10 protein-coding genes and 1 pseudogene are annotated in these 26,141 nt (G+C 75.1%); 8 read left to right on the top strand and 3 right to left on the bottom strand.

Annotated elements, in window-relative coordinates:
• Positions 1-279 precede the first annotated feature (279 nt).
• Positions 280-924, top strand: a pseudogene (locus ACGF5G_RS26415) (IS630 family transposase); the annotation flags it as partial.
• On the opposite strand, the gene ACGF5G_RS26410 reads toward ACGF5G_RS26415, so the two are convergent.
• Positions 897-1,109, bottom strand: a complete 213-nt coding sequence (locus ACGF5G_RS26410) for a zinc-binding dehydrogenase (RefSeq protein WP_393267391.1) — start codon at positions 1,107-1,109, stop codon at positions 897-899. The pseudogene ACGF5G_RS26415 and the gene ACGF5G_RS26410 overlap by 28 nt on opposite strands.
• A gap of 1,087 nt (positions 1,110-2,196) precedes the next feature.
• On the opposite strand from ACGF5G_RS26410, the gene ACGF5G_RS26405 reads away from it, so the two are divergent.
• Genes ACGF5G_RS26405 through ACGF5G_RS26380 form a run of 6 tightly spaced genes read left to right on the top strand, consistent with a single transcriptional unit; the run spans position 2,197 to position 23,263 of the window.
• The gene (locus ACGF5G_RS26405; RefSeq protein ID WP_393267383.1) at positions 2,197-6,564 is read left to right on the top strand and encodes a peptidoglycan-binding protein; all 4,368 of its coding nucleotides are present in this window, start codon (positions 2,197-2,199) and stop codon (positions 6,562-6,564) included.
• Between the two features lie 55 nt (positions 6,565-6,619).
• Positions 6,620-10,204 (top strand): DUF6603 domain-containing protein, encoded by a 3,585-nt coding sequence (locus ACGF5G_RS26400; protein WP_393267381.1) that lies wholly within the window; start codon positions 6,620-6,622, stop codon positions 10,202-10,204.
• A gap of 1 nt (position 10,205) precedes the next feature.
• The gene (locus tag ACGF5G_RS26395) at positions 10,206-15,053 is read left to right on the top strand and encodes a hypothetical protein (protein ID WP_393267379.1); all 4,848 of its coding nucleotides are present in this window, start codon (positions 10,206-10,208) and stop codon (positions 15,051-15,053) included.
• Positions 15,053-19,570 carry a hypothetical protein gene (locus ACGF5G_RS26390; RefSeq protein WP_393267376.1) on the top strand — a complete coding sequence of 1,506 codons (4,518 nt, stop codon included), beginning with the start codon at positions 15,053-15,055 and terminating at the stop codon, positions 19,568-19,570. The genes ACGF5G_RS26395 and ACGF5G_RS26390 overlap by 1 nt, the downstream gene beginning before the upstream one ends.
• On the top strand, positions 19,567-21,411 hold the full coding sequence (locus tag ACGF5G_RS26385) for a hypothetical protein (RefSeq protein WP_393267373.1): 1,845 nt from the start codon (positions 19,567-19,569) through the stop codon (positions 21,409-21,411). Before ACGF5G_RS26390 ends, ACGF5G_RS26385 begins: the two co-directional genes overlap by 4 nt.
• Before the next feature lie 46 nt (positions 21,412-21,457).
• A complete protein-coding gene (locus ACGF5G_RS26380) occupies positions 21,458-23,263 on the top strand; it encodes a hypothetical protein (RefSeq protein WP_393267371.1) in 1,806 nt (601 codons plus the stop codon).
• 70 nt (positions 23,264-23,333) lie between these two features.
• On the opposite strand, the gene ACGF5G_RS26375 is transcribed toward ACGF5G_RS26380, so the two are convergent.
• Both ACGF5G_RS26375 and ACGF5G_RS26370 read right to left on the bottom strand, forming a co-directional pair.
• A complete protein-coding gene (locus ACGF5G_RS26375) occupies positions 23,334-23,903 on the bottom strand; it encodes a DUF664 domain-containing protein (RefSeq protein WP_393267369.1) in 570 nt (189 codons plus the stop codon).
• A gap of 199 nt (positions 23,904-24,102) precedes the next feature.
• Entirely contained in the window at positions 24,103-24,921 is an 819-nt protein-coding gene (locus ACGF5G_RS26370) for an SAM-dependent methyltransferase (protein ID WP_393267368.1), read from the bottom strand.
• A gap of 471 nt (positions 24,922-25,392) precedes the next feature.
• Between ACGF5G_RS26370 and ACGF5G_RS26365 the strand changes: the two genes are divergently transcribed.
• Complete coding sequence (locus ACGF5G_RS26365; RefSeq protein WP_393267365.1) at positions 25,393-26,097, top strand: tryptophan 2,3-dioxygenase family protein; 705 nt, start codon at positions 25,393-25,395, stop codon at positions 26,095-26,097.
• Positions 26,098-26,141 lie beyond the last annotated feature (44 nt).

Raw genomic sequence — 26,141 nt, 5'->3', positions numbered from 1 at the left:
ACCCCCCGGATCATCCGCACGACAGGGGCAGTAAGTCATACCGAGCCGGGCGACCGAGCAGTCCCCGGCTGGGGACGATCAAAAAGGTAACGGGGAGCGCGAGCCGGCATCTCGCGCTGCAGGTCGCTCCCTGCGGGCCGGCTGCGGCGCGTCAACCGCCGTGCCCGTACCGGCTCGGCCAACCCGCGTACCCCGCTCTCAGCAGCGCCATCACCGCCGTCGAGAGTGAGCCCCTACCGCCTCGTCCAAACGGACGACACTCGGCGTGTCACCAGCCCGGTGAACGTTCCGAAGTTGGCGTTGCTGGCGTTGACCGCTGAGGAGCGGGACGTGTTGCAGGGCTGGGCTCGTCGTGGGAAGACGGCGCAGGCGTTGGCGTTGCGGGCGCGGATCGTGTTGGCGTGTGCGGATGGCTTGTCCAACAGCGAGGTCTCACGGCAACTCGGGGCGTCGCTACCGACGGTCGGTAAGTGGCGCAAGCGGTTCATCACGCAGCGACTGGCGGGGTTGCAGGACGAGGCTCGTCCTGGTGCGCCGCGGAAGATCACCGACGCGCAGGTCGAGGCGGTCATCGTCAAGACCCTCGAAGAGACGCCGCCTAACCAGGATAGCCACTGGTCGACTCGGTCGATGGCGAAGGCGACTGGGCTCAACCAGACGGCCGTGTCGCGGATCTGGCGGGCGTTTGGGCTCAAGCCTCACCTGGTGGACACCTGGAAGCTGTCCACCGATCCGTTGTTCATCGACAAGGTCCGGGACGTGGTCGGGTTGTACCTCGATCCGCCGGACAAGGCGATGGTCCTCGCGGTCGACGAGAAGTCCCAGATGCAGGCCCTCGATCGCACCGCGCCGATACTGCCGATGATGCCGGGCGTGCCCGAGCGCCGTACCCATGACTACGTGCGCCACGGCACCACGAGCCTGTCCCGCACGATACCCGTCGCGGTCTCCCACGACTGCTCGGTGCCCACGCACTCGAGCACGCTCGTGGCACCGAGGCCGCCGGTCAGCTCCTTGACGTGTGCGACGGCCGCCTCGCCGCGTTTCGCGACGTGATCGGTGGCCCCAGAAGGCCGGGCGACTGCGGCCCGGTCCTGGTGCCGTCCCAGGCAATGATCCGCTCCGCCCCGAGCCGCTTGGCGGCAGCACCCCTCAGAGCCCCACGGCCCGATGGTCGAGCTCTATGCGGCCATCCGCCAGGAGCCCCGTACGGGGCCTCCGGGGCTGTCCGGACGAACGCTGCAGCGCGCAAGTCTGGACGCTGCCCGGTGCGACCACGCTGGAACAGGCGTACGGCGGGCAGGTTTACCCCGGTCCACGACGCCTGGCGGGCTGCCGCTCGCAAGACCCACGGCGACACCGCAGGAACATCGACCCTGCTCGGCGTCCTGCACTAATCCGACCGGACCAACGACACGAGCACGTCCACGACGAACGCCTCAAGCCCTTGCCGCACTACCGAAAGCTCTCGTGGGCCGATGAAGTATGAAGCAACCCGGACCACTCCGACCACCCACGACACGCCGACCGAACAGAGCACTACTACGCCCGTCTACGAGACAACACAGGTCGCCTGCGCAGGTGATCGTGGCGGCGCCAGGGCCGTAGCCGATGATTTCGGTAGACGATGCCGGATGGACGGGTAGCGGTTGTCGTGCGGACGGCCGAAAGATGCGATCCCCGTGTCCCGGCCGCCCGGGACAGCGGACCCTGTCGCTGGTACCCCCCGGGCCGACAGACTTGCGGGCGAGGTGGCCGGCAGACCCGCCGGAACCGTTGCGCGGCAACGGCTACGCCCGGCACAGCCCGTTCGCACCACACGGGGTGACGGACCGGCCGCCACGACATCCGGACCCACGTTCCCGTGCCGACACCGGCCGTCGGAGCGGCGTCCGCACGGGGAGGGAGAGGCATGCGACCACGTCGGCACCTGGCCCGGCGCTGCCGGTGTTACCGCGCCGCGATGCCCGGCGGCAAGCCGGCGTCGGGTCTCCGTCAGAGGAACGGACTGAGTGGACGCCCGGCCCGCCCGGACGGCTCGCCCCGCCCGTCGTGGATCCGGTGGTTGCCGAACGCCGGGACGGGTCTTCCGCACCGTTGCGCGGTAGGCGCGGCGGATCCCGGCGACTTCAATCGTCGTAGACACCGCGCGACTCCCACCGTCCCGTCGCTCGGCCATGGGCGAGGGGATGTGCGATGACGGCTCCGTCGAATCTGCCACTGGTGCTCAGCGGTCCCGTCGTACGTCGGGTCGACCCGACCGGCGTCACGGTGTTCGTCGCGCTGCGCGCGGAGTGCACGGTGACCCTGAACGTGTTCGCGGTCGGCGCGGCTCCCGGGTTCGCCCGCGGCGCCACGGTCGGCACCGCCAGCCGTACGACGGTGCGGCTCGGTGAGCGGTTGCACGTCGTCGCGGTCACCGCGAGCGGGGTCACCCTGCAACCGGGCGTCCTCTACGGCTACGACCTGGGGTTCTCCGGCGGCTCGACCGCCGGGAGCCTGTTCGACGCCGGCGTGGTCGCCGCCGACGCGGCGGCGGCGCGGGCGGCGCTGACGTATGTCGGGCACCCGCAGGCGCCGGCCGCCGTGCCCGCGTTCCCGACCTTCGCCACCCCGCCGGGTGACCCGAACCGGCTGCGGATCTTCCACGGGTCGTGCCGCAAGCCGCACGGCGAGGGCTACGACGCGTTCCCCGCCCTGGACCCGATCATCGCGGCTTCGGCGGGCGACCCGGCCCAGCGCCCGCACCAGCTGGTGCTCGGCGGGGACCAGATCTACGCCGACGACGTGGCCGACCCGCTGCTCGCGCTGATCCACGGCCACGACGCGCTGGCGGCGAACGGCAGCGACCCGGCGGTGCCCGCGTACCTGGGGGTGGCCGCCCGGCTGGGCCTGGCCGCCGAGGTGCTGCCGGTCGGGACGACCGATCAGCCGACGGACGCGCGGTACGCGCCGGGCAAGCGCGCCGACGCGATGGCGAAGGACGCGAAGTTCACCTCCGGCGCGGCGGACAGCCACCTGATGTCGCTGCGCGAGTACCTGTGCATGTACCTGCTGGTCTGGTCGGACGTGCTGTGGCCGGAGAGCTGGCCGAGGTTCGAGCACGTGCTGCCGGCGGACACCCGGGTCCTGAAGGACCCGCAGGACCGCCGCCCCGGCGAGACGGTGTACGACCTCATGCTGGCCGGGCGGGCGTACACGCCCAGCGCCCAGCAGAAGGAGATCATCGAGCGGTTCGAGCGGTGGCAGCGGCAGGCGCTCGCGCTGCGGATGTTCCGGCAGGGGCTGGGCGCGGTGCGCCGGCAGCTGGCGAACGTGGCGACGTACATGGTGGCCGACGACCACGAGGTCACCGACGACTGGAACATGACCAGCTCGTGGGTCACCGACGCGGTGGTCAACTCGCCGCTGGGGCGGCGGGTGGTGCGCAACGCGTTGGCCGCGTACGCGGTGTTCCAGGCGTGGGGGAACGCCCCGGAGCGGTACGCCGAGGCCGGGGCCGCCGGGGAGCCGGGCCGGGCGGCGCTGGCCGCGCTGCGCGGCTGGGTCGCCGCCCCCAACGACGGCGACGACCTGGCGTTGCGGACCCGGCTCGGGTTGCCCACGGCGGTCACCAGCGAGGGCCGGCTGGCCCGGCCGGCGGGCGCGCTGACCTACCACTGGACCGTCACCTGGCCGCGCTACCAGCTGGTCGCGTTGGACACCCGCACCTGGCGGCAGTACCCGGCCGGCGCCGGCAAGCCGGGCGGTCTGCTCTACGACGACCAGCCGCTCGACGAGATGATCAGCGGCGGCGGGGTGCTCGGCGACGACGCGGTCACCGTCGTCGCCCAGCCGGTCGCCCTGTTCGGCGTACCCGTCCTGGAGCAGCTCGCGCAGCCCCTCGCGAGGGTGTTCGCCGGGCGGTACGACGCCGACGCGGAGGACGCGTGGGTGACGAGCGACGCGGCCGTACACAAGATCCTGGCCCGGCTGTTCGCGGCGGCGCCACCCGGCGCCGACGGTGTCCGGCGGCGGCGGCTGGTCATGCTCGGCGGCGACATCCACTTCGGCTCCGCCGAGCGGATCCGCTACTCCGCCACCCTGCCGTACGCGTGCGGGCCCGACCCGGCGAAGCCGTTCGAGGGGGTCAACCGCACCGAGGGGGTGCTCGCCGGGTTCGTGTCCAGCGGGTTCCGCAACGAGGACGGCAAGACCCGGATCCTGCACGCGCTGGGGTACCTGCCGCTGCTGGACGGCACCGGCCGCATCGACCTGGTGGGTTGGGCCAACGAACTGCCCGACAAGGAGGGCCAGCGGATGCAGGCCGGCGTGCAGGTGACGCTGGCCGCCGACGACGTGACCGGCTGGTGGGTGTCCGGGCGGCCCTCGGTCAGCGACCTCGACGCGCTGAAGGTGCTGACCCGGCAGCCCGAGTGGAACGTGCACGTGCAGTTCGTCCGCCACGACGAGGCCGACCCGGAGGTCCGCCGCGACGGCACGCCGGAGTCGGTGGTGGACCCGGCGGGCCTGCCGCGCGACCAGGCGCTCGGGCAGTACCTGGCGGCGGCCCGCAACCTGGACCACTACAAGGGGTCGTGGGGCAACGGCAAGGAGATCGTCGGCCGCAACAACCTCGGCGAGGTCACCTTCGACTGGCCGGACGGGGAGTGCAAGTCGGCGACGCAGAGGCTGTGGTGGCACCTGCCCGGCGAGAACCGGGCGGCCGCGCTGACCACGTTCACCGTGGACCTGTCCTTCGGCTGCTCGCTGGCCGTCACCCCGCCGTACGGCGGGTGGAACCTGCGCGCCGACGACCGGGACGCCACCGCGACGGCCAAGGCCCGCTACGACGGGCTGGAGCGGCCGGCGGATCTGGTCAAGGACCGCTGGGTGACCCGGTTGCAGCAGGACCTGGCCACGCTGGGCTTCCTGGCACCGGCCGAGGTCGACGGCGTGTACGGCCTGCTCACCTACTGGGCGGTGCTGGAGTTCCAGACGTACGCCCGCCGGGAGCGGGCCGCGGTCGAGCCGGCCGGCGCCACCGCGCCCCGCTACTCCGACCGGCTGCAACCGGTGGACGTGCCGGAGGCCGAACGGTACCTCGGGCCGGTCAGCGGCATGGCCGACCTGGCGACCCAGGTGGCGATCAAGCACTGGCTGGACAAGCGGTGGCGCTCCCCCGTCGTGGTCGAGGCGTGGCAGGTGGCGGGGGATGTCCCGCAGCGGCTGGACCAGCCGAACGTGTGGAACTTCGACGAGGTGACCGCCGCCGACCGGCGGGTGTACTCACGGGTCGTCACCGGGCGGCCGGCGGGGGCGGGCCGCGCCCCGGACGGGTACCCGGAGCTGATCCGGTTGGGCGCATACCGGGCGCACCCCACCGGGGCCGAGTGGAGCGGCCCGGTGCTCGACGCCGAGTCGGAGCTGCTGCCCGAGGCGGTGCTGCCGCGCCCGCAGGACCACGGCGGCGGCCCGTCGCTGGCCGCGCTGGTCGCGGCGATCGACGCCGGCGGGGACGCGGGCGCGCGGGCCGCCCGGCAGCTGTCCACCTTCAAGGTGCTGCGGGCCGTCGCCGAGAACCGGGTGCCGGACGCCGCCGGCGGCTACCTCGACGCCGTCGCCGCGGACGACCCGGCGGTGATCCGGTTCGGGCCGTTCGGTTGGCGGGCACACGGCCCGCTGGTCACGCCGACGTCGGTGCCGACCTTCCTCGACCTGAACTCCGAGCCGGGCGAGATGTGGGCGTACCTGGCGTTCCTGCGCGCCACCGACCGGGACGCCTACGACGCGCTGGGTGGGCTGGCGGGCGTCACCGCCGTGCCCGGGTGGGGGCGCGACGGCGGCGGGCTGCTCTTCACCGACCTGCGGGTGCTGCGGGCCCGCCCGGCGCGGACCGACGCGACCGGCGCCGCCCGCGAGGGCATCAGCACGACGCTGGAGCTGCTGGGGCTGCGGTCGTGGCACTGGATGCACCGCTACGCGCTCGCGCTGCGCGGCCACGACGGCGTCCGCCGGGGGATCTGGGCGTTCGCCCGGCAGCGGCTGCACGACCTGCTGGCCACCGACTGGGACTCCCCCGACCCGGACGTCTCCCCCACCGTGGCGAACGTGCCCGGGGCGGACGGCAACCCGCGGCGGGCCCGCGTCGGCGACGTGTTCACCTCCGAGCGGGCGGTGGCGCTGCTGGCCTGCTGGCAGCAGCACCGGGCGCACCAGCTCGTCGCCGTCGGGCCGCCGTCGGCGAACGCGGAGAAGCCGGAGTTCCGCACCCGGGCGCGCGCCGCCACCCCGCTGCACCTGGTGCTCACGAAGGCCAGGGCGCTGGGCGCGGACTTCAGCGGGGCGCCCACCGGCTGGACCGACGCGCACGAGACCGCGCTGATCACCGCCATCGGCCAGGTCGTCGCCGGCGACGCCGAGGTCGCCACCGCGCTGACCCGGCTCGCCGCCTGGCCGTCCTGGCCGACGGGGCGGCACTACACGCTGCCGCTCGACGCGCTGCCCGCCGCCGAGCGGGGCCTGTCGGCCGCCCGCGGGTCGCTGCGGCTCGACCTCGGCGACCTGCTGAGGGTGACCGCGTGAGCAGCACACGACCGGCGACGGACAGCGGCCGGCAGCACAAGGGACGGGATGGACGATGAGCGACGCCAAGAACGCGCTGGCACTGCTGTGGAACGAGATCCGGCTGCTGGCCGAGCCGGTGCTGGCCGCGTACGACCCGTGGCGGCGGGCCCGGCTGATGCGCGCGTTGGGCTGGGACCTGGAGGCGGTCAGCGGGTTCGACGCCGCCCGCTTCGAGGACTGGGTGAAGACGATCGGCCCGGCCCTCGACGCGCTCGGCGCGGCGGCCGAGGCGGAGCTGGACAGCCTGGAGGCGGTGAAGAAGCTCGGTGCCGCCGCCGGCGACGCGATCGGCAGGATCGGCGCTCTGCCGCCGACGCTGCAGGGGAAGCTGCCCGACGTGGCCGGCCTGCCCGAGGAACTCGCCGACGACCTGCTCGACCTGCTGATCCTGACGTACCTGCTGCGCCGGGCGCCGTGGATGGTGCCCGTGCTGGACCTGCTGGGCCTGGTCACCCCCGCCGCGGACGGCCTGCCCAGCGCGCCGATGCCGCCTGGCGACGCCCCGATCCGGCTGCCCCGTCGGCGCGACGAGCTGCACCTCGAACGTGTCGTCGACCTCGTCGCCGACCCCGGCGCCTACTTCCGCGGCCTGTACGCCCCGGCCGGCTGGGACACCCCGGAGGGCGTGGCGGAGCTGTCCGCCCGGCTGCTGCCCCGGCTGGCCCGGGCGCTGCGGGCCCTCGGCCTCGACGCCGACCAGGGCGTACGCCCCGGCGTCGGCCCCGACCAGGGCGAGGTGGGGCGACGGCTGGCGGACAGCCTGCTGCGGCTGCGGTTCACCGGGCTGCGCACCCCCGGCGGAGAACCCCCACCGACCGGCGGCGGGCTCGCGCCGTGGCAGCCCACCTTCGGCGTCGGCGTCACCCTCGGCCTGGCGAGCTGGGACGGCCGGTTCACCGTGATCCTCGCCCCGACCGGCGAGGCGCACCTGGAGGGGTCGATCGGCGCGTGGAACGTCGCCACCGACCTCAGCGGCGCCGGCCCCGCGATCGCCGTCAACAGCGACGGGGTCACGTTCAGCGGCGACGCGGCCGTCGTCAAGTGGGCCGCCGAGATCGCCCGGATCGCGCCGGCCGGCGAGCCCGGCTGGATCATCGGCGCACCGGAGGGCACCCACCTCGCCGTCGGGCAGCTCGTCGTCACCGGCCGGGCCAGCCTCGGCGCCGGGCGCGACGACGTCGAGCTGGGCGTGCAGGCCGGCCGCGCCGAGCTGGTCGTCCGCGCCGGCGACGGCGACGGACTGCTCGCCAAGCTGCTGCCCGCCGACGGACTGCGCCTCGGCCTCGACCTCGGCGCCGCCTGGTCGATGCGCACCGGCCTGCACCTGGCCGGGGCCGCCGCCCTGGTCGCCGAGTACCCGGTGCACCTGTCCTGGCACGGCATCGGCATCGAGGGGCTGCGCATCGCGTTGCAGGCCTCCACGCGGACCCGCGAGGTCAGCCTGCTGATCACGACCACCGTGCAGGCCACGCTGGGGCCGCTGCACGTCACGGTGGAGAACATCGGCGTCCGCGCCGACCTCACCTTCCCGCCCGCGCTGCCCGCCGGCAGCGGGGACGCCGCCCGCGGCGGCAACCTCGGCGTGGCCAACCTGGCCCCGGGGTTCAAGGCGCCCGACGGCGTCGCGCTGCGGATGGACAACGGCTTCGTCTCCGGCGGCGGCTACCTGTTCGTCGACGAGCCCCGCGGCATGTACGCCGGCGCCCTGCAGCTCGGCATGACCTCCACCACGCCGCTCGCCCCGATGAAGGGGTTCCGGCTCCAGGCCACCGCGATCGTCAACACCCGCAACCCCGACGGCAGCCGGCTGACCGAGGCCGACGGCGGGCACAGCTTCTCCCTGCTCCTCGCCGGCACGTACGAGTGGTTCCCCGGGCTGATGCTGTTCTGGGGCATCTCCATCACCGGCCTGGGCCTGGTCGTCGGGCACAACCGGCGCAGCAACCCCGAGGAGTTCCGCAACGCCGCCCGCTCCGGCACCCTCGACGCGCTGCTGTTCCCGCAGGACCCCGTCGCCAACGCCCCGGCCGTCATCGCCACCCTCAGCCGGCTGTTCCCGGTCGACACCACCGGCACCGTCCTCGGGGCGATGGTGCGGCTGAACTTCCTCGGTGGGCAGGTCGTCGCCGACCTGGGGGTGCTCGTCGAGTTCCCCGACCCGGTACGCATCCTGCTGCTCGGCAAGCTGGTGATCGACTTCTCCGACGCCGGCAGGTTCCGGCTGGACTCCTTCGGCATGGTCGACTTCGCCCGCCGCGAGATCAGCCTCGATGCCGCACTCATCGACTCGAAGCTGTTCGGCCGGCCCGTCTCCGGGGAGATGGCGCTGCGGGCCCGCTGGGGTGCCGGGCGTACCTTCGCCATGTCGATCGGCGGCTTCCACCCCCGCTACACACCCCCGCCCGGCTTCCCGCCGGTCAAACGCTTCAGCATCGCCCTGCAGAAGTCCGGCAAGGGCATCGACCTGCTGGCCTACCTGGCGGTCACCAGCAACACCGCCCAGTTCGGCGCCGAACTGAAGCTGCACTTCGAGGGCGGCGGCTTCGTCATCGACGGCCGCGCCTGGCTCGACGTGATGTTCCAGTTCAAGCCGTTCTGGTTCACCGCCGAGATCGGCGCCACCGTGTCGCTGAAGTACGGCGACAAGGAGCTGCTCGCGATCAACCTGCTCATCGGGGTCTCCGGCCCCGGCCCGTGGAAGGCCTGGGGCGAGGCCCGGATCAAGTTCCTGTTCTGGGAGGTGTCGGCGAAGTTCTCCTGGACCGACGGGGACACCGCCGCGGCCGACGAACCCACCCACGTCGACGCCGCCGAGACGCTGCGCGTGGCGCTGTCCGCACCCGAGGCGTGGGAGATCCGTCCCGCCATCGGCGCCGGCGAGCCGGTGACGCTGCGCGACCTGACCGGCTGGACCGGGCCGATGCTGCTGCAACCCGGTGCGCGACTGTCGGTGCGGGAGAACGTGCTGCCGCTGGACACCGACCTGCAGCGCGTCGGCACGTCCCGGATCAGCGGACCGAACCGGTTCACGCTGACCGGGGTGAGTGTCGGCACCGGCGACGACGCGCTGTCCGGCACCCTCGGCGACACCGTCGAGGACGACTTCGCGCCGGGGCAGTTCCGCGACCTGTCCCCCGTCGAGCAGCTCACCACCCCCGGGTTCGTGCGGCTGGCCGCCGGGCGGACCGTCGCGCTGCCGGAGGACACCACCCTGCCGCCGGCCGACCTGACCACGTTCGCCGAGTTGGCCGACGACTCCGCGTACGACCGGATCATCATCGACGACCCGGACGCCGCCGGCCGGCCCCTGCCCGCCCAGCCGGCGACGGCGCGGCTCGCCGCCCGCGGCGGTGACCTGCTGGCCCGGTTCGCGGCCACCGCGCCGGCCGCCTACGCGGGCAGCCGCCACGGCGGCGCCGCCCGCTTCACCGGCCCCACCCTGGACCTGGCCGCCACCGCGCCGGCCGCCCGCACGCCGCGCGCCGCCGCGACCGTGCCGGCGCAGCGGCGCGCGACCGCCGCCCCGGCGGCGCCGCGCCGCCCCCGCGTCCGGGTTCCCCACCCGAGGATCACGCCCGTCGAGCTGGAGGTCTGCTGACATGGGTGGCCTGCGTTTCCTGCCCTGGGTCCGCGACGGCGTCGCCCGCGTGGTCTCCCACACCGACACCCTCACCGGCGCGCTGCCGCGCCCCCGCGCCGAGGTGACCCTCACCGTCGCCGCGCTCGGCACCGACACCGCCACCGGCGACACCGAGCAGATCACCGGCACCTCGACGGCGCTGCTGCACGGGCCGGGCGACGTCGTCGGCGTCGACCCGCAGGAGATCATCCGCAGCTACCCGGCGCCCGGCGCGGAGAACGTCGAGGTGTCCCTGCTGGCCGCGGTCGAGTTCGACAACCCCGACCTGCCGTGGCGGTACACCCCGGCGCGGCCCGACGACAACGGCGCGCTGCGCCCGTGGCTGGTCCTCGTCGTGGTGCCGGTCGGCGAGGACGGCGCGGAGCTGCGCACGCAGCCGGGCCAGGCCCTGGCCCGGCTCGCCACCACGGTGCGGCACCTGCCGGTGCTGGCCGAGTCGTGGGCGTGGGCACACGCCCAGGTGCTGGTCACCGACGACGACGAGGACCTGTCCGCGGTGATCGCCTCCGCCCCGGAGCGCACCCTGTCGCGGCTGGTGTGCCCGCGCCGGCTCGCCGCCGGCACCGACTACCTGGCCGCCGTGGTGCCCGCCTTCGCCGCCGGGGTCCGCGCCGGGCTCGGCGAGACCGTCGACGACACCGGCCCGCTCGCCCCCGCCTGGGGTCCCGACTCGGCCCACCCCGGCCCCGACGATCCGGTGCTGCTGCCCGTCTACCACCACTGGACGTTCCGCACCGGGCCCGACGGGGACTTCGAGTCCCTGGCCCGCCGGCTGCGGGCCCGGGTCCTGCCCGACGACGTCGGCCGGCAGCCGGTCGACATCGCCGCGCCCGGCGGCGGCCTGCCCGCCGGCGACGACGAGGGCGTCGAGGGCCGGTCCGTGCTCGGCTTCGAAGGCGCCCTCGCCGCGCCCGGCATGACCCCGACCGTCTGGGCCGACGACGTCCGCCAGGCCTGGCAGGGCGCGCTCACCGACCTGCTGCGCCACGCCGACGACCGGCTGACCCCGCCGCTGTACGGCAACATCCACACCCAGCAGGGGCAGGTCCCCACCGGTGACGCGGAACCGCGCTGGCTGGCCGGACTCAACCTGGACCCCCGATACCGGGCCGCCGCCGCCCTCGGCACCCAGGTGGTGCAACGCCACCAGGAGGACCTGGCCGCCGCCGCGTGGGAACGGGCCGCCGAGCTGCGCGAGGCCAACGAGCAGCTCCGCCGCGGCCAGGCCGCCCGGGACACCGCCACCGCCCTGTTCGCCCGCCGGGTCGACCCGGACTCCCCCGGCACGCCGGTCGGCGACGACCAGCTCGTGGCCATGACCCAGCCGGTGCACGACCTCGTCGACGCGGGCTCCGGCGCCCGCCTCGCCGCCGCCGGCGACCCGCTCGACCGGCAGCTCGACGGCAACCCGGGCGCGCGGGCCGCCACCAGCGCGCCGCTGCGCCGGCTGCTGCGCCCCCGCGGGCCCCTCGCCCGCCGGGTCGACGCCGACGGCGGCCCGGCGGCGCTGGCCCGGCTGGCCGGCGGCGCCAGCGCGGTGCCCGCCGCGAAGGTGCCCGCCGGCGGCAAGGTGCTGGACACGCTGGTCACCGACGGCCGTGGGCTCGGCTCGCTGACCCGCGCCGTCATCGAGCAGGCCGCCCAGAACCCGTGGTGGCACACCACCAGCACGGCCGGCGTCACGGCGGGCGTCCAGGTGCTGGCCGCCGACGGCCGGGTCACCGCGACGGCGGGCGTGGGGGCGCTGGCCGCCGACGACCCGTTCACCACCGTGGCCACCAACGCCGGCGACCTGCTCGGCGCCGACCGGTTCTTCCTCGGCGCCGCCGACGGTCGGCTGTTCGAACGCCGCCGCGTCGGCGAGCAGTGGGTGTGGCGCGACCACGGCCTCCCGCCGGGCACCGCCGTGGCCACCTCCGGCGCCACCGTGGCACCCGACCGGGTGTTCGTCCGCACCCGCGACAGCCGCCTGTTCGAGCGGCGGTGGGACGGCGACCGGTGGGTGTGGCGCGACTGCGGCGCGCCGCCGCTCGGGGTACGCAGCCGCCCGGCGGCCGGCGGCAACCTCGTCTACCTGCTCGGCGGCGACGGCAACCTGTACCGCTACGACCCGGCGGCCGAGTCGTGGACGTCGCTGGGGACGCCGGCGATGTGGTCCACCGAACGGCTCTGGGGCACCCCCCGCCCGATCGGGACGACGGTGCTGGTCGCCACCAGCCACAACCGGCTGTTCGTCCACGGCGGGCAGTGGAGCCAGGTCGGCAACGACGCCATCCCGCCGGTGTGGGGCTCCCCGGCCAGCCAGCACCCGTCCGCGTACGGGTCCCGCTTCTCCTACCTCACCACGGACGGCTGGCTGGTCTCCCAGCTCTCCGACGGCTCCCTCTACCGGCACGACGCGACCCCCGAGGGGCGACGGCTCGTCTCGCTCGGGCAGCAGGCGGCCCAGATCGGCGAGGACGACGGAATGTCGATCATCGCCCTCGGCGCGCCCGACGCCAACCCGGCCGACGTGCGCCTGATGCGCCGCTACCGCTACTACCACGACGGGCACGAACGGGAGTACTGGGGCTGGGAAGTGATCGGGTCCGCGCCGGCCGGCGGTCTCGGCCGGCACCGCCCCGGCCCCGTGCTCGGCGAGTTCCGCAGCGGCGAGATCTTCGCCGTGACCCGCGACGGCCGGCTCACCTCGTGGCGGTGGGGCTACGCCCCGACCGGCTGGATCGACCACGGCACCCCCGCCGACCCGCGCGGCGCCGGCCCGGACACCGCGCCCGCCCCGGCGCACCTGCGGTTCGCCCCCCGGGTGGGGCTGCTCGCGTCGCTGCTGTTCACCCACACCGTCCCGGTGGGCACGGGCAGCCGCGCCCGGATGCAGATCGGGCACAACGTGGGCGACGACGGCGCGGTGCGGGAGAACGTCCTCACCGCCGCCGTGGACGGACCGGCCATCCCCGTGGCGGCCCGCGCCACCGCCACCACGATCGGCCCCCTCGCGCCGAACGGCCACCCGGCACTGGTCGCCGCCGCCCTGCTGCCCGGCCCGGACGGCACCTGCCGGATCAGCTACTGGATCGGCCGGGACGCCACCGCCACCGGCACCGCCGCCGCCGGGTGGACCGGCCCGTACGAGCTGCCCGACCCGGTCAGCGCCCACGCCACCGGCCTCGACGTCGCCCTCGCCGACCTCGACGGCGACGAGCAGCCCGAACTCGTCGTCGCGTACGGGGTGAGCCGCCCCGGCGGCACCGAGAACCGGGTGTACTACCGCGTCGGGTGGGGCCTGGACGCGGCCGGTGCGGTGACCCGCGGGTGGGGTGACTCGCAGCCCACCCCGCAGCAGCTCGACACCATCACCGCCGTCGGCGTCGACGTGGTCGACATGACCGGCGACCAGGTTCCCGACCTGCTGGTCTTCGCCGCCGGCTCGGTCGGCGCCGCCCCGGTGGCCCGCTACCTCACCGGGCTCGGGCTCAACCGGCGCGGCCGGATCGTCGGCGGTTGGACGGCCGCCCGCGCGGTGCCCGACGAGGCGGCCGTCGCCGGCGCCGCCGGGGCGGGCATCGCCGTGGCCGACGTGACCGGCACCCGCCGCCCCGACCTCGTCGTCGCCCGCCGCAACGGCACCACCATCACCTACCGCACCGCCTTCGACCTCGACCCCGCCGGCGTACCCGTCAGCTGGAGCCCCGCGGTCACCGTCACCGGGGCCGCCGACGCCGGCACCGCCCGCGGCTGCACGGTCGCGATCGCCGACCTGCGGGCCGACCTCGTCGCCGACCGGGCCCGGATGGGCGACGACTTCATGGCCGCCGCCGCGGCCCACCAAGGGCGGCTCGCCCCGGCGCAGTCGCTGGCCCGCAACCACCGGCCCGCGACGGTCGACCTCGCCACCGCCGCGGCGGCCGTACGCGACACGGTCCGCCCCGAGACCGCCGTGGCCGGGGAGGTGCTCGCCGGACTCAGCCTCGGCGACGGCGACCTGGTCGACGCCCTGCCCGACAGCGGCGACCCACTGCGTCGGCTGCTCGCCGGGGTCAGCTTCACCGTCCCCGCCTACGAGCTGCTGCGCGGCCTGTCCCAGGAGCACGTCGTGCCGAACCTGCCCGCGGTGGCGCCGGAGACGATGACCGCGCTGGCCGCCAACCCCCGGTTCATCGAGGCGTTCCTGGTCGGACTCAACCACGAGATGAGCCGGGAGATGCTGTGGCGGGAGTTCCCCGCCGACCCGCGGCAGACCTGGTTCCGGCAGTTCTGGGACGTCCGCGGCGCCCTCTCGGCCGGCGCGCCGCTCACCGACATCCCGCCGCTGACCGACGACGCCTGGCGCAACGGGCCGCTGGGCAGCCACCTCACCGCCGTCGGCGCCCCCGGCGAGCAGTCCCTCGTGCTGGTCATCCGCGGTGAGCTGCTGCGCCGCTACCCGTCCACCATCGTCACCATGCGTCAGGCCACGTGGACCGGCCCCGAGCAGCGGGAACCGGCCGGGCCGGACATCCTGCCCATCTTCCACGCGTGGCTGTCGCCCGACCTGCTGCTGTTCGGGTTCCCGTTCACCGCCGACGTCGCCCGCGGCGCCACCCGGCAGACCGCCGGCCCCGCCGGCTACTTCTTCCTGCTGCGCGAGCAGCCGGCCGCGCCCCGCTTCGGCGTCGACCTCACCGGCGACCCGCTGCCGCCGGACGCGGTCGTCTTCGCCGCCCGGCACGGCCGCAACGCCGCCGACACCGCCCTCGCCGTGCTGCAACGCCCCGTCCTGCTCGCCCGCCACGCCAGCGACCTGCTACCGACGCCGGAGAACCACTGATGACCACCTCGTCGTACGCCGCGAACCGGCCGCCGCTGGCCACCGTGCTGACGCAGACCCCGTGGACGCTGTCCGCGCTCGCCCCCGCGGTCATGCTGCCGGTGCGCCTGGAGACCCGGTTCGCCGGCGCGACCCTGAAGATCCGCGTCTACCCCGACCAGATCCACGTCGACGACCACGAGCCGGACCTCACCGCCGAGGAGATCGCCGCCGGCCGGGCGTACTGGGGCGAGGGCCGGCCCGGCGGCGTCACCGGCGCACCCGACGACGCGGCCTGGAACGACCTGGTCCGCCGCTTCGGCGCGCCCCGCGCCGCCTGGATCGCCCGGGTGATGGAACCCGTCGCCGGCGACTTCCCCGAGCCGCAGCCCCGCCCCGGCCCCTGGTGCGAACCGGCCCGGGCCCGGCTGCTGCCCACCCGCTGGTACGCCGTCGGCCGCACCGCCAGCGGCCGACTGTTCACCGGCACCTCCGGCACCGTCACCCCGGACCTGCCCGTCGGGCCCACCCCCGTGCCGGCCGGCGGCACCGGCACCATCGACCAGGTGCCCGCCGAGGCGCCGCCCGTGGACGCCGGGATGCGCTGGACCGTCGACTTCGCCACCGCCGAGGCCGCCGGCATGGCGCTGACCGTCACCGTCCCCACCGGCACCGACGGGAACCCGGAGACGGTGGAACGGCTGTTGGTGTTCGGGCTCGACACCGCCGCCGCGCCCGACGCCTCCGCGAAGGCCCTCGGGCGCCTGCTGGAGGCGCACGCCGCGACCGACGGGCTGGCGTTCCTCGCCCCCGACACCCCCACCAACAACACCGCCACCGCCACGCCGGCGGCGGCCCCCACCACCGCCGCGCCGAGCGCCGCCGACACCGCCACCGACGCCGAGGCGCCGGAGGCCGCCGCCGCACTGGTCGCCGCCGCCCTGGGCGTGTCGCTGACCGCCGAACCCGACGACGCGCTGACCGCCGCCCGGGGCACGCCGACCCGCGAGGGCGCGCCGACCGCGCTCGCCCGCGGCACCGGCGCCACCGTCGCCGACCGCCCCAGCGGCCGGCTGGTGCGCCGCCTGCTCTGGCCGGCCAGCTTCGGCGCCCTGCTGCGGGACCTGCTGCCCGTCGCCACCCCCGCCGAGCAGGCCGCGCTGCGCGAGCACTTCGTCGCCCACGTGCACGCCGACGGGCCGCTGCCCACGCTGCGCGTCGGCCGCCAGCCGTACGGGCTGCTGCCGGTGGCCAGCCTGCGGGACTGGCGCCCGGCCGGCGGCGGCGAGGCCCGGGCCGTCGGGCTGCTCACCAGGCTGTGGCAGCAGGTGTGGCTGCCCTCCCCCGTTTCCCGGATCGTCCCGGGCCTCGCCGACCCCGAGCGCACCCTGCTGGACATCCTGGCCACCGACGCGCGGGTGCTGGAGGTACGCGCCCGCAGCATGCTCGGCAACGAGTACGTCAGCTGGCTGTGGCGCTTCGCCCGCCTCGGCCTCGGCCCGGACTGGCGCGAGCAGGTGGTCGAACCGGCCCGGGACCTGCTCGCCGCCCTCGGGCTGGGCAGCCCCACCGACCCGCGGCTGTCCCTGGCCGTGTTCGCCAAGGAGGCGTACGCCCTCGGCACGCCCCTGCTCGACGGGCCCGGACAGCCGCGCGCCGACCGGATCCGCGCGTACCTCGACGCGCTCGCCGCCGTCGGCCTCGAGGGCGACGAGGTGCCGGCGAGCCCTGGTGACGGGCCGGTGCCGCTGTTCCACCGGCTGTTGCGCGCCGCCCTGATCGCCGAGCACTCCGCCGCCGCGCACGCGTTCGCCGGCGAGGCGTCCCTGCCCGCCGCGGCGGAGGTCCCGGAGCCGGAACTGGTCGACATCCGCCCGCACGACCGCACCCCGGTGCTGCGCCGCCGCCTCGCCGTGCCCGTGCCCGGCGCCCCCGGCGAAACCGTCGGCAGCTACCTCGCCAGTTCCCAGGTCGACCCCCGCCACGTCCGGGCCACCACCGACCTGCGCGCCTTCCGCGCCGCCCTGACCGACCTGGGCGACGCGCTCGACGACGGGCTGTCCCCCGCCGACCTGCACCGGCACGTCGCCGGCACCCTCGGCCTGGCCACGCACCGGCTGGACGCCTGGATCACCTCGCTGGCCACCCGCCGGCTGGCCCAGCTCACCGCCGGACCCCCGACCGGCGTGCACGTCGGCGGGTACGGCTGGCTGGTCGACCTGCGGCCGGCCGGGCCGCCCCGGCTGGTGCCCCGCCCCGCCGACGTGCCCGACACCGTGGCGCCGCCCACGCTGCCCGTCGCCCCCGACGGCGCGGGTCACGTGCACGCCCCCTCGCCGGCGCAGGCCGTCACCACCGCGGTGCTGCGCAGCGCGTGGCGCTCGCACCACGGCGGGGACCACCCGATGGCCGTCGACCTGTCCTCCCGCCGGGTCCGCCTCGCCGAGCAACTGCTCGACGGCGTCCGCGCCGGCCAGAGCCTCGGCGCCCTGCTCGGCTACCGCTTCGAGCGCGGCCTGCACGACCACCCCGACGGCCCGCTGGACCAGTTCCTGCCGTTGTTCCGCCGGCTCGCGCCGGTGCGCGCCCACCGCGTCGACGCCGACGACGACACCACCACGGTCACCGCGACCGTCGAGTCGGCGGCGACCGTCGACGGGCTGGAACTGCACCGGCTGCACCAGGCCAGGGCCATCGAGTCGCAGCTCGACGCGCTGCCCGGCGCGGCCCGCGGCGCCGTGCGGCAGGTCCTCGCCGACCTCGCCGACGCCACCGACGCCGTGGCCGACACGCTGCTCGCCGAGAGCGTCCACCAGCTCGCCCTGGGCGACACGAACCGGGCCGCGGCCGCCGTCGACGCCGCCTCCGGCGCCGCCACCAGCCCACCCCAGCTACACGTCACCCGCACGCCGGCCACCGGCGCGACCCTCACCCACCGGGTGCTGCTGCTGATCAACGTCGACGACCGGATGGACCCGCTGCGGCAGGACTGGCCGGCCGCCCGCGCCCAGCACCCGCGCATCATCGGCAGCCCCGCCGACGCGCTCACCTCCGTGCTGCTGCCGCCCTCGCCGCGGGTGTTCTGGCGCTACCGCTGGCACGCCCCCGACGGTGTCACAGCCGCGCCGTGGCGCGACGCGAGCCTGGACCGGCTGCAGACCCCGGCGATCGACCTGCTCGCCGCCCCACCGCACCCCGGCCGCCCCGACGACGCCGAACTGGACCGCCGCATCGCCCTCGTCACCTGGGCGAAGCTGCTGCCCGCCGAGGTGCGACCGGACTGGACGCTGGAGCTGGACTACGACCGCGACCCGGCCTGGGCCGCCGACAAGATCGGCCTGGCCGAGTTCCTGCACGCCGTGAACGTGCTGCGGGACCTGTTCGGCCGCTCCCGGCCGGTCCTCGCCGCCGACCTCGGCCTGGACCCCGACGCGCCCCCGCAGGTCGATCCGGTGACGAAGGCGCAGACCGACGAGCTGTGGCAGTCGGCGCGGAACGCCGCCGCCGCGCTGCGGGACGTCCCGGCCGCCGATGCGCCCGGCTGGGACGAGACGGCGGTCCGCCTGCTGCTGGACACCGCCGCCGGGTTCGGCGTCACCGGCGCGGTGCCCCCGCCGCCGGCCGCCGGCACCGCCGCCGCGGTCGCCGACGCCGCCCTGGTCGCCGGCCACGAGCTGGACCGCCGGCTGGCCGCCCACTGCCGGGTCGTCGCCGACCTGCACGACCGGGCGCCCTGCCCACCGTCGGCCTGCACCTGCGACCCGGCCACCGACTTCGACCGGCCGTCGGCACCCCCCGCGCGGCGGCGGGACGCCCAGATCGCCCGCGTCCGGGCGCTGCTCGGCCCCGACATGCCCGTCCTGACCGCCGCCGGCGCGCCCCAGCCGCAGCAACTGGCCACCGCGCTGGCCGCCAGCGACGCGCTGCAGGGCGGCTCCCCCCACCCGGTGCGCCGGTGGCTGTCCCGCTACGGCCGGGTCCGCCCCGCCGTCGGCCGCCTCCAGGAGGTGCTGACCACCGCGCAGGCCCTGGACGCCGGCGGCGTGGTGAAGCTGCCCGCGACCGTCCGGGTGGCGCAGCTGCCGTACGCGCCCGGCGACCGCTGGGTGGGCGAGGCCCCGCCGCGCGCGAACACCGAACCGGTCTCCCTGGTCGTCGTCGCCCCCGGTGGCATCGACCCGACCCGGCCGGTGCACGGCCTGCTGGTCGACGAGTGGACGGAGGTGGTGCCCGCCGGGCGGGTGCAGACCGGCCTCACGTTCGAGTACGACGCCCCCGGCGCCGCCGCGCCGCAGGCGGTCCTGCTGGGCCTCGCGCCCGACGGCGCCGCGACGTGGCAGCCGGCCACCCTCGCCAACGTCCTGGAGGAGGCCCTCGACCTGGCCGTCGCCCGCGCCGTCGACGTCGACTCCCTCGGCGCGGCCGGCCAGTTCCTGCCCGCCCTCTACTTCCCCACCAACGTCGCCGAGACCACGACCACCACCGACTTCGTCCCCGACGCGACGCTCACGCCGCAGGGCGGACAGGAGGTCCAATGACCACCGTCGAACCAACCCTGGCCGACACGCACACCCCGTCGGTCACCACCTGGACCCGCCTCGAACCGCGTACCCGCCGCGCCGACCTGGCCCCCGCCGTGGAGGCCCGCACCGCCGACCCGCTGTGGCTGCTCGCCCGGCAGTGGCAGCTCGGCGAGTTCACCGGCGAGGACACCGGCTCGCCGGTCAGCGCCCGGGTGCACGCCGAGGCCGCCCGGTTCACCCGCTACCGGCCCGGCACGGCCTCCGGCAGCACGGTCGGCCTGCCCGCCGCCACTCCCCTGGAGGCGGTGGTGGAACGGGAGTCCGCCACCAGCGCCGGCGACCTGCGCTTCGCCGTCGAGAGCGGCCAGCAGCTACTGCGGTCGCTCGCCGCCGCCGGTGCCGGCGCGCTGGCACCCCGGCTGTGCGCCAGGTATCCCGTCCCCGCCGAGCCGCCCGACGCCGCGTCGGCCGCGGACGCCGAGACCCTCGGCTACCTGCGCATCGCCGCCGGCCGCGTACCGCACGGCGACCTGGCCCTGCGCGCCTGCGCCGAGGGCCGGTTCGTCGCCGAGAACGAGGTGCCTTCCGCCCTGGTCGGCGCGGTCACCGCCGCGATCGCCGAGTGGATGGCCTGGCTGGGCGTGCCGCCCCGCCCCGCCGGCCCGCCGGACGGCTACCTGCTGCAACTGCCCGCCGTGCTGGCGCCGGGCGCGTCCCGGCCCGCCGCGCCGCCCTGGCCGCCCGAGGACTTCACGCCCCTGTTCAGCGCCCCCGGACAGGAGGGCTCCGCGTGGCGGCGCGAGCGGCTGGAGTACGACTTCGCCGTCGGCGCGCACGGCTCCGCCGGCGAACTGGTCCTCACCGCCCACGAGTACGACGGCGACCGGCTGGACTGGTACCACTTCGACCACGAGCCCAGGGTGACCCTCGACGCCGCCCCGGCGGTCGAGGACGTCGTCAAGGTGCTGCTGCCCACCCCGGTCGCGTACGCCGGCATGCCCTCGACCCGCTTCTGGGAGTTGGAGGACGCCCGGGTCAACCTGGCCGGCATCGGCGCCGGCGCCGGCGACCTGGCCCGGATGTTCCTGGTCGAGTACGGCCTCGTCTACGGCAACGACCACTTCCTGGTGCCGCTGGAGCTGCCCGTCGGGTCCGCCACCCGGATCCGGTCGCTGATCGTCACCGACACCTTCGGCATCCAGACGCTCGTGCCGGCCGCGCCCGACGACACCGCGCTGTTCCGCCCGTCCGGGGCGACCGCCGGCGGGCCGGCCGACGTGCTGGTCCTGCCCGCCACGGCCGCCACCACCCTCGACTCCGAGCCGGTGGAGGAGGTACGCCTCGGCCGCGACGAGATGGCGAACCTGGCGTGGGCCGTCGAACGGACCGTCACCGGCGCCACCGGCCGGCCGATCGACCGCGGCGCCCAGGTCGGCAGGGCGGCGCCGCCGCCGCGACCGCCGGTCGCCGACGCCGAGATGGTGCCCAGCCTGTCGTACGCCTTCGCCACGACCGTGCCGGACAACTGGGTGCCGCTGATCCCGGGGCCGACGCAGGACCGGCCCGACGTGGTCCGGCTGCGCCGGGTCCCGCTGCAACAGCCGTCCCGCGAGGGTCCGCCGGTCGCGGTCACCGGCCACAGCCGCCTGCTCGACTGGCGCTGGCGCGGCGACGACCTGGTCGAGCTGGCCATCCCCGAGGAGGAGGTGCCGCGCGCCGGCACCCGACTGCTGCGCCAGTGGCAGCTCGCCCGGTGGACCGACGGCTCGGTGCACCTGTGGCTGGGCCGCGCCCGCCACACCGGCACGGGCGAGCTGTCCAGCGGCCTGCGCTACGACACCGTCCAACCGCGCTGAACGACCCCGCCCGCGCACCGACCGAACCAGATCAGCGGAGACCACCATGACGATCACCTGGAAGAACGACCTGCCGCTGCCGATGGCCCGGCCCCGGTACTACGACCACCAGTACCTGCGCGCCGGGGACCTGACCCAGGCGCTGGACTACCTGCTGGCCCGACAGAACCTCGCCGCCCGGCTGCTGCAGCCCAGGGGCGTGGTCACCGGCCTCGACCTGACCGCCACCGGCGGCGACGTGACGATCGGGCAGGGCGTGGCGATCGACGGCGCCGGCCGGGTGATCGTGCTGGCGGAGAACACCCGCAAGACCCTGCCCGCCGAGGGCAGCAGCTGGCACGTGGTGATCCGCTACCACGAGTACCTCACCGAGCGGCGCGACGAGGGCGGGGTCGCCGGCGAGACCCGGTGGACCGAGGAGGGGCGCATCGAGTTCTCCGCCGCGGCCCCCACCGACCCGGCCCACGCCATCGTGCTCGGCACGGTCACCCGCGCCGGCGGCACGATCACCGTGCAGGGCACCGGGCGGGTGGCCGCGGGCCTCCGGGTCCCGGTCGGGGCCATCGTGCCGGCCGTCGGCGGCGGCGCCCAGTCCGGCATCACCTTTCCGAGCGACCCCGGCGGCGGCGCCGGCGACGAGGCGTACATCCGGTACTGGCCGTACAGCGGCGAGAACACCATCCTGCGCATCGCCAACAACAACGACGCCGACGACATCATCGCCTTCACCCAGCAGAACGCGGACCGGCTGCGCATCGCCGGCGGCATGCTGCACCTGGGCAGTATGGAGGGGGCGGCCGTCTCCCCAGGGCAGGTGGTCACCGGGCTCGGCTTCTGGGGCCCCGGCGTGCAGCACGCGCAGCTGTCGTTCCGGGCCGGCAAGGGCTTCGAACTGGTCGACCGCAGCAACGACGTGCCGGGGCTCGGCTACGGCGAGGGCAGCAAGCCGTACGCCGACCTGGCGGTCAAGGAGCTGCGGGCGGCGAGCCTACGCGGGCGCGGCGGGCTGTCGCTGACCGCCGAGGGCGGCTTCGCCGTGCGGGCCACCGGCGGGGTCACCGTGGTCAAGGACGCCAACGGCAACGGCGACCTGACGGTGCAGGGTGGCCTGTGGACGGGCGGGAACATCTCCATGCCGGCCTCCGGCTACCTCAGCGGCGCCCACCGGCTGCACATCAACGGCCCCGAACGGCTCTACCTGCTCAACAGCGCCGGCGTCTACATCGGCTACGGCGGCGGCACCGGCCCGGAGACCGGCTGCCTGTGGGTCGAGAAGCGCGGCTTCTTCGGCGGGAACGTCCAGATCAACGGCCAGCTCGGCGTCGCCGTCAGCCCGAACACGGTGCCCTCCTGGAGCGGCGGCGGCATCAGCACGTTCGACCTGTTCTCCTCCGGCGCGATCTATCTCGGCACGGAGTCGGGCGGCTACACGATCAGCCTGATGGCCAGCACCGGCGTGATCAAGGGCAAGTCCAAGCAGTTCGCCATCGACCACCCGCTGGACGCCCCCGACGCCACCGAACGCCGCCAGCTCATCCACGCCGCCATCGAGGGACCGGAGAACGGTGTCTACTACCGGGGTGAGGCGCGGCTCGACGGCGGCACCGCCACCGTCGAACTGCCCGCGTACTTCGAGGCGCTGACCCGGCCGGAGGGCCGGACCGTGCACCTGACGCCGGTCTTCGACGACGACGAGCCGGTCTCCGCGCTGGCCGCGAGCCGGGTGAAGGACGGGGCATTCCGCGTCCGCACCGTCGACGGGTCGCCGGCCTCGCACGCCTTCTACTGGGAGGTCAAGGCCGTCCGCGACGACCTGGAGCCGCTCGAGGTGGAGGTGCCGGCGACGCACTGACCTGCCCTCGGGGCCGGGCCACCCGCAAACGAACCCGGCCCCGAGGCCAGCACGTCCACTCGTCGGGCGGTCAGCCGTTCCCGCGCGGGCGCCAGCCGGCCGGCGGGTCCTCACCGACCAGTCCGTCCACCGCCTCGCGGAGCAGGTCGGCGTGGCCGGTGTGCCGGCCGTACTCCTCGACGAGGTCGCAGACGAGCCGGCGCAGGCTGGCGTGGCGGCCGTCGGGCGTGGCGGCGTGGACGAGTTGGTCGAGCCCGCCGTCGGCCAGGGCGGCGTCGAGCCTCGCGCGGGACCGTTCGACGGCGCCGTCCCACAGCGCGTAGAGCTGCTCGGGGGTGTCGGTGGCGGCGGAGGTGAACGGCCAGTCGTTGCCGCCGTCCCAGGCCGTGCCCTCCCACGGCGCGCCGACCGCCTGCCCGGTCAGCTTGGTCGTGAAGGTGCTGTCCTCCACCGCGGCGAGGTGCTTGAGCAGGCCGCCGAGGGTCAGCGAGGAGGCGCCGAAGCGGGTCCGCAGCGCGGCGGCGTCGAGGCCGTCGGCCTTCCAACGAAAGGTCGTTCGCAGCCGGTCGAGCGCGCCGACGAGATGCTCGACCTCGGTGCCGGCGAGGGGCGGCTCCCACGGGTACTCGCTGGTGGTCATCGCGCCACCGTAGCCCGCACCACCGACAACCCGCGTTCCGAACCCGGCAGGGCACCCTCGCGGCCGGTACGGCGCCGCGCCGGTGTTCGTCGGGTCCACGTTCGAGGTCGTGGCAACCGCCGACGGCCTGCGGCCAATGACCCACCTCAGTCTGAGGCGCGGACGCCATCGTCCGGACGCTTCGATCGGGCCGGACGTTTCAGTTCTTGCGGGCGACCGCGCACCAGGCCGGCGTGTCCGGGACTGGCTCGGCGCCCGGGTCCGGGCGCCAGTGTGGGTACTGGACGACCCCGGGTTCCAGGATCTCCAGCCCGTCGAGGAACCGGGCGATCTGGCCGCGGGACCGGAACGTAACAGGCTCGGCGAGCCTGGCGTTCAGTCCCGCGGCGCCCTTCTCGGCCTCGGCCTGGACGTCGCTGGCCGGCGCGCCGACAACCAGATAGCTGCCTGGCGGTACGGCCGCCATGATCTGGTTGACGATCGCCCAGGGATCGCCGTCGTCGGGGATGCAGTGCAGCACCCCGACCAGCATGACCGCGACCGGGCGGCTGAAGTCCAGGGCTTCGGCCGCTTCCTTGAGGATCTTCCCGGGATCCCGCAGGTCGGCATCGAGGTAGGCGGTCTTTCCCTCCGGGCTGCTAGTCAGCAACGCGCGCGCGTGCACGAGCACCAAGGGATCGTTGTCCACGTACACGACCCGGCTGTCGGGGGCTGCCTGCTGAGCAGTCTCATGGGTGTTGTTCGCCGTGGGCAGCCCCGTGCCGATGTCGAGGAACTGGCGGATGCCGGCCTCGGCGGCCAGGTACCGCACCACCCGGATCAGGAACGCGCGACACCCCCGGACAGCCGGCACGATGGACGGCAGGACCTTCACGAGTTCGCCGGCTGCCACGCGGTCGCTGGCGAAGTTGTCCTTGCCCCCGAGCAGGTAGTCGTAGACCCGCGCGATGTGCGCTACGCCGGTATCGAGCCGGGTGATCGCCTCGCCATCAACAGCCATCTCGGTCTGCTCATCCATCGAGTGGTCCTTCCGCTCTCAACACGCACGCGGGCGCCTTGCACCGGATGTACAGACTTCTTCCGAAGCCTACTCCAGGCGCATAGACCGCCTTCGACCGAAGGCCCGTCACCGTGGTCCGGGATCCTACGACCTGCCGCCCGTCACGATCGACACCCTCTTACCGGAGGTCTTGACAGACTGCCCGTACAGGACCGCCGCGCTGGGTTCGGCATCCCGGCCCGACGCCCGGACGGCTGTCCTGCCGCCACACCGTCCACAGCAGATCTTCTCAAACACCCTCTCACGCACATTGATCAGGATCGTCATATGTGATGCATTGAACACTCGCCCTGGGCGAACCTGCAGCCCTTTCTCGGCCCGGCGCAAACGGGCTGCAATCAAGGGGTAGCGCATCGCTTCCGGTCGTTGCATACTTGCCGCCGACGCACGGCTGATCCCGGCGTGCCGATCCGACCGAAAGGTTATTCCGTGAAGCGTGACCAGTCGCCTGTGCTGCCGGGCAGCGGCGCCACCGACTATGCACGCTATATGCGTACGGACGCGCTGCTCGACCTGCAACGGTCGCCGGCCGAGATGATCCACCGCGACGAACTGCTCTTCCAGGTGGTGCACCAGTCAGCCGAGCTGTGGCTCAAACTGGCGGCGGCCGAGTTGACCGAGGCGACCGCCCGGGTGGGCGCCGGGGACCCCGCGGTGGCCGAGGCGCTGCTGGCGCGGGCGACGCTCGCCGTGCGGCTGATCACCGACCAGCTGGAGATGTTCCGACACCTCTCCCCCGTGGACTTCCAGGCGATGCAGCCCGCGCTGGGCAACGGCTCCGGCGCCGAGTCGCCAGGCTGGCGGCAGGTCCAGGCGGCCAGCCGGCAACTCGGGCGCGCGTTCGCCGACTGCCTCGCCGACCGGGGGATCCCGGCGACGGCGTTGTGCCCGGCAGACCCGGCGGACCCCGTCCACCGGCTGGCGGAGGCGATGGTGGAGTGGGACGAGCGGGTGTCGCTGTGGCGCACGCGGCACTACCAGGTGGCCCTGCGGGTCGGCGGTCACGCTCCGGCCGGCACCCCGGGCAGCCCGGCCACCATGCTCGCCAAACTTGTCGGGCACCGGTTCTTTCCCGATTTGTGGCAGGCCCGACTCCAGCCCGCGGCCGACGATTCCGGTGCCGCCAAGCCCTGACATCCGCACTTGCCGGCGGTGACCGGCGTCCTCCCATTGTGGTG

The sequence above is a fragment of the Micromonospora sp. NPDC047730 genome, from assembly GCF_043204765.1.
Taxonomy (GTDB): domain Bacteria; phylum Actinomycetota; class Actinomycetes; order Mycobacteriales; family Micromonosporaceae; genus Micromonospora.
This window is presented reverse-complemented; position numbering and strand designations above follow the sequence as displayed.

Bases quoted from the DNA above. Each gene is read 5' to 3' on its own strand.
- ACGF5G_RS26370 (WP_393267368.1), bottom strand. From the start codon at position 24,921: ATGGATGAGCAGACCGAGATGGCTGTTGATGGCGAGGCGATCACCCGG.
- ACGF5G_RS26395 (WP_393267379.1), top strand. From the start codon at position 10,206: ATGGGTGGCCTGCGTTTCCTGCCCTGGGTCCGCGACGGCGTCGCCCGC.
- ACGF5G_RS26400 (WP_393267381.1), top strand. From the start codon at position 6,620: ATGAGCGACGCCAAGAACGCGCTGGCACTGCTGTGGAACGAGATCCGG.
- ACGF5G_RS26405 (WP_393267383.1), top strand. From the start codon at position 2,197: ATGACGGCTCCGTCGAATCTGCCACTGGTGCTCAGCGGTCCCGTCGTA.
- ACGF5G_RS26380 (WP_393267371.1), top strand. From the start codon at position 21,458: ATGACGATCACCTGGAAGAACGACCTGCCGCTGCCGATGGCCCGGCCC.
- ACGF5G_RS26385 (WP_393267373.1), top strand. From the start codon at position 19,567: ATGACCACCGTCGAACCAACCCTGGCCGACACGCACACCCCGTCGGTC.
- ACGF5G_RS26375 (WP_393267369.1), bottom strand. From the start codon at position 23,903: ATGACCACCAGCGAGTACCCGTGGGAGCCGCCCCTCGCCGGCACCGAG.
- ACGF5G_RS26390 (WP_393267376.1), top strand. From the start codon at position 15,053: ATGACCACCTCGTCGTACGCCGCGAACCGGCCGCCGCTGGCCACCGTG.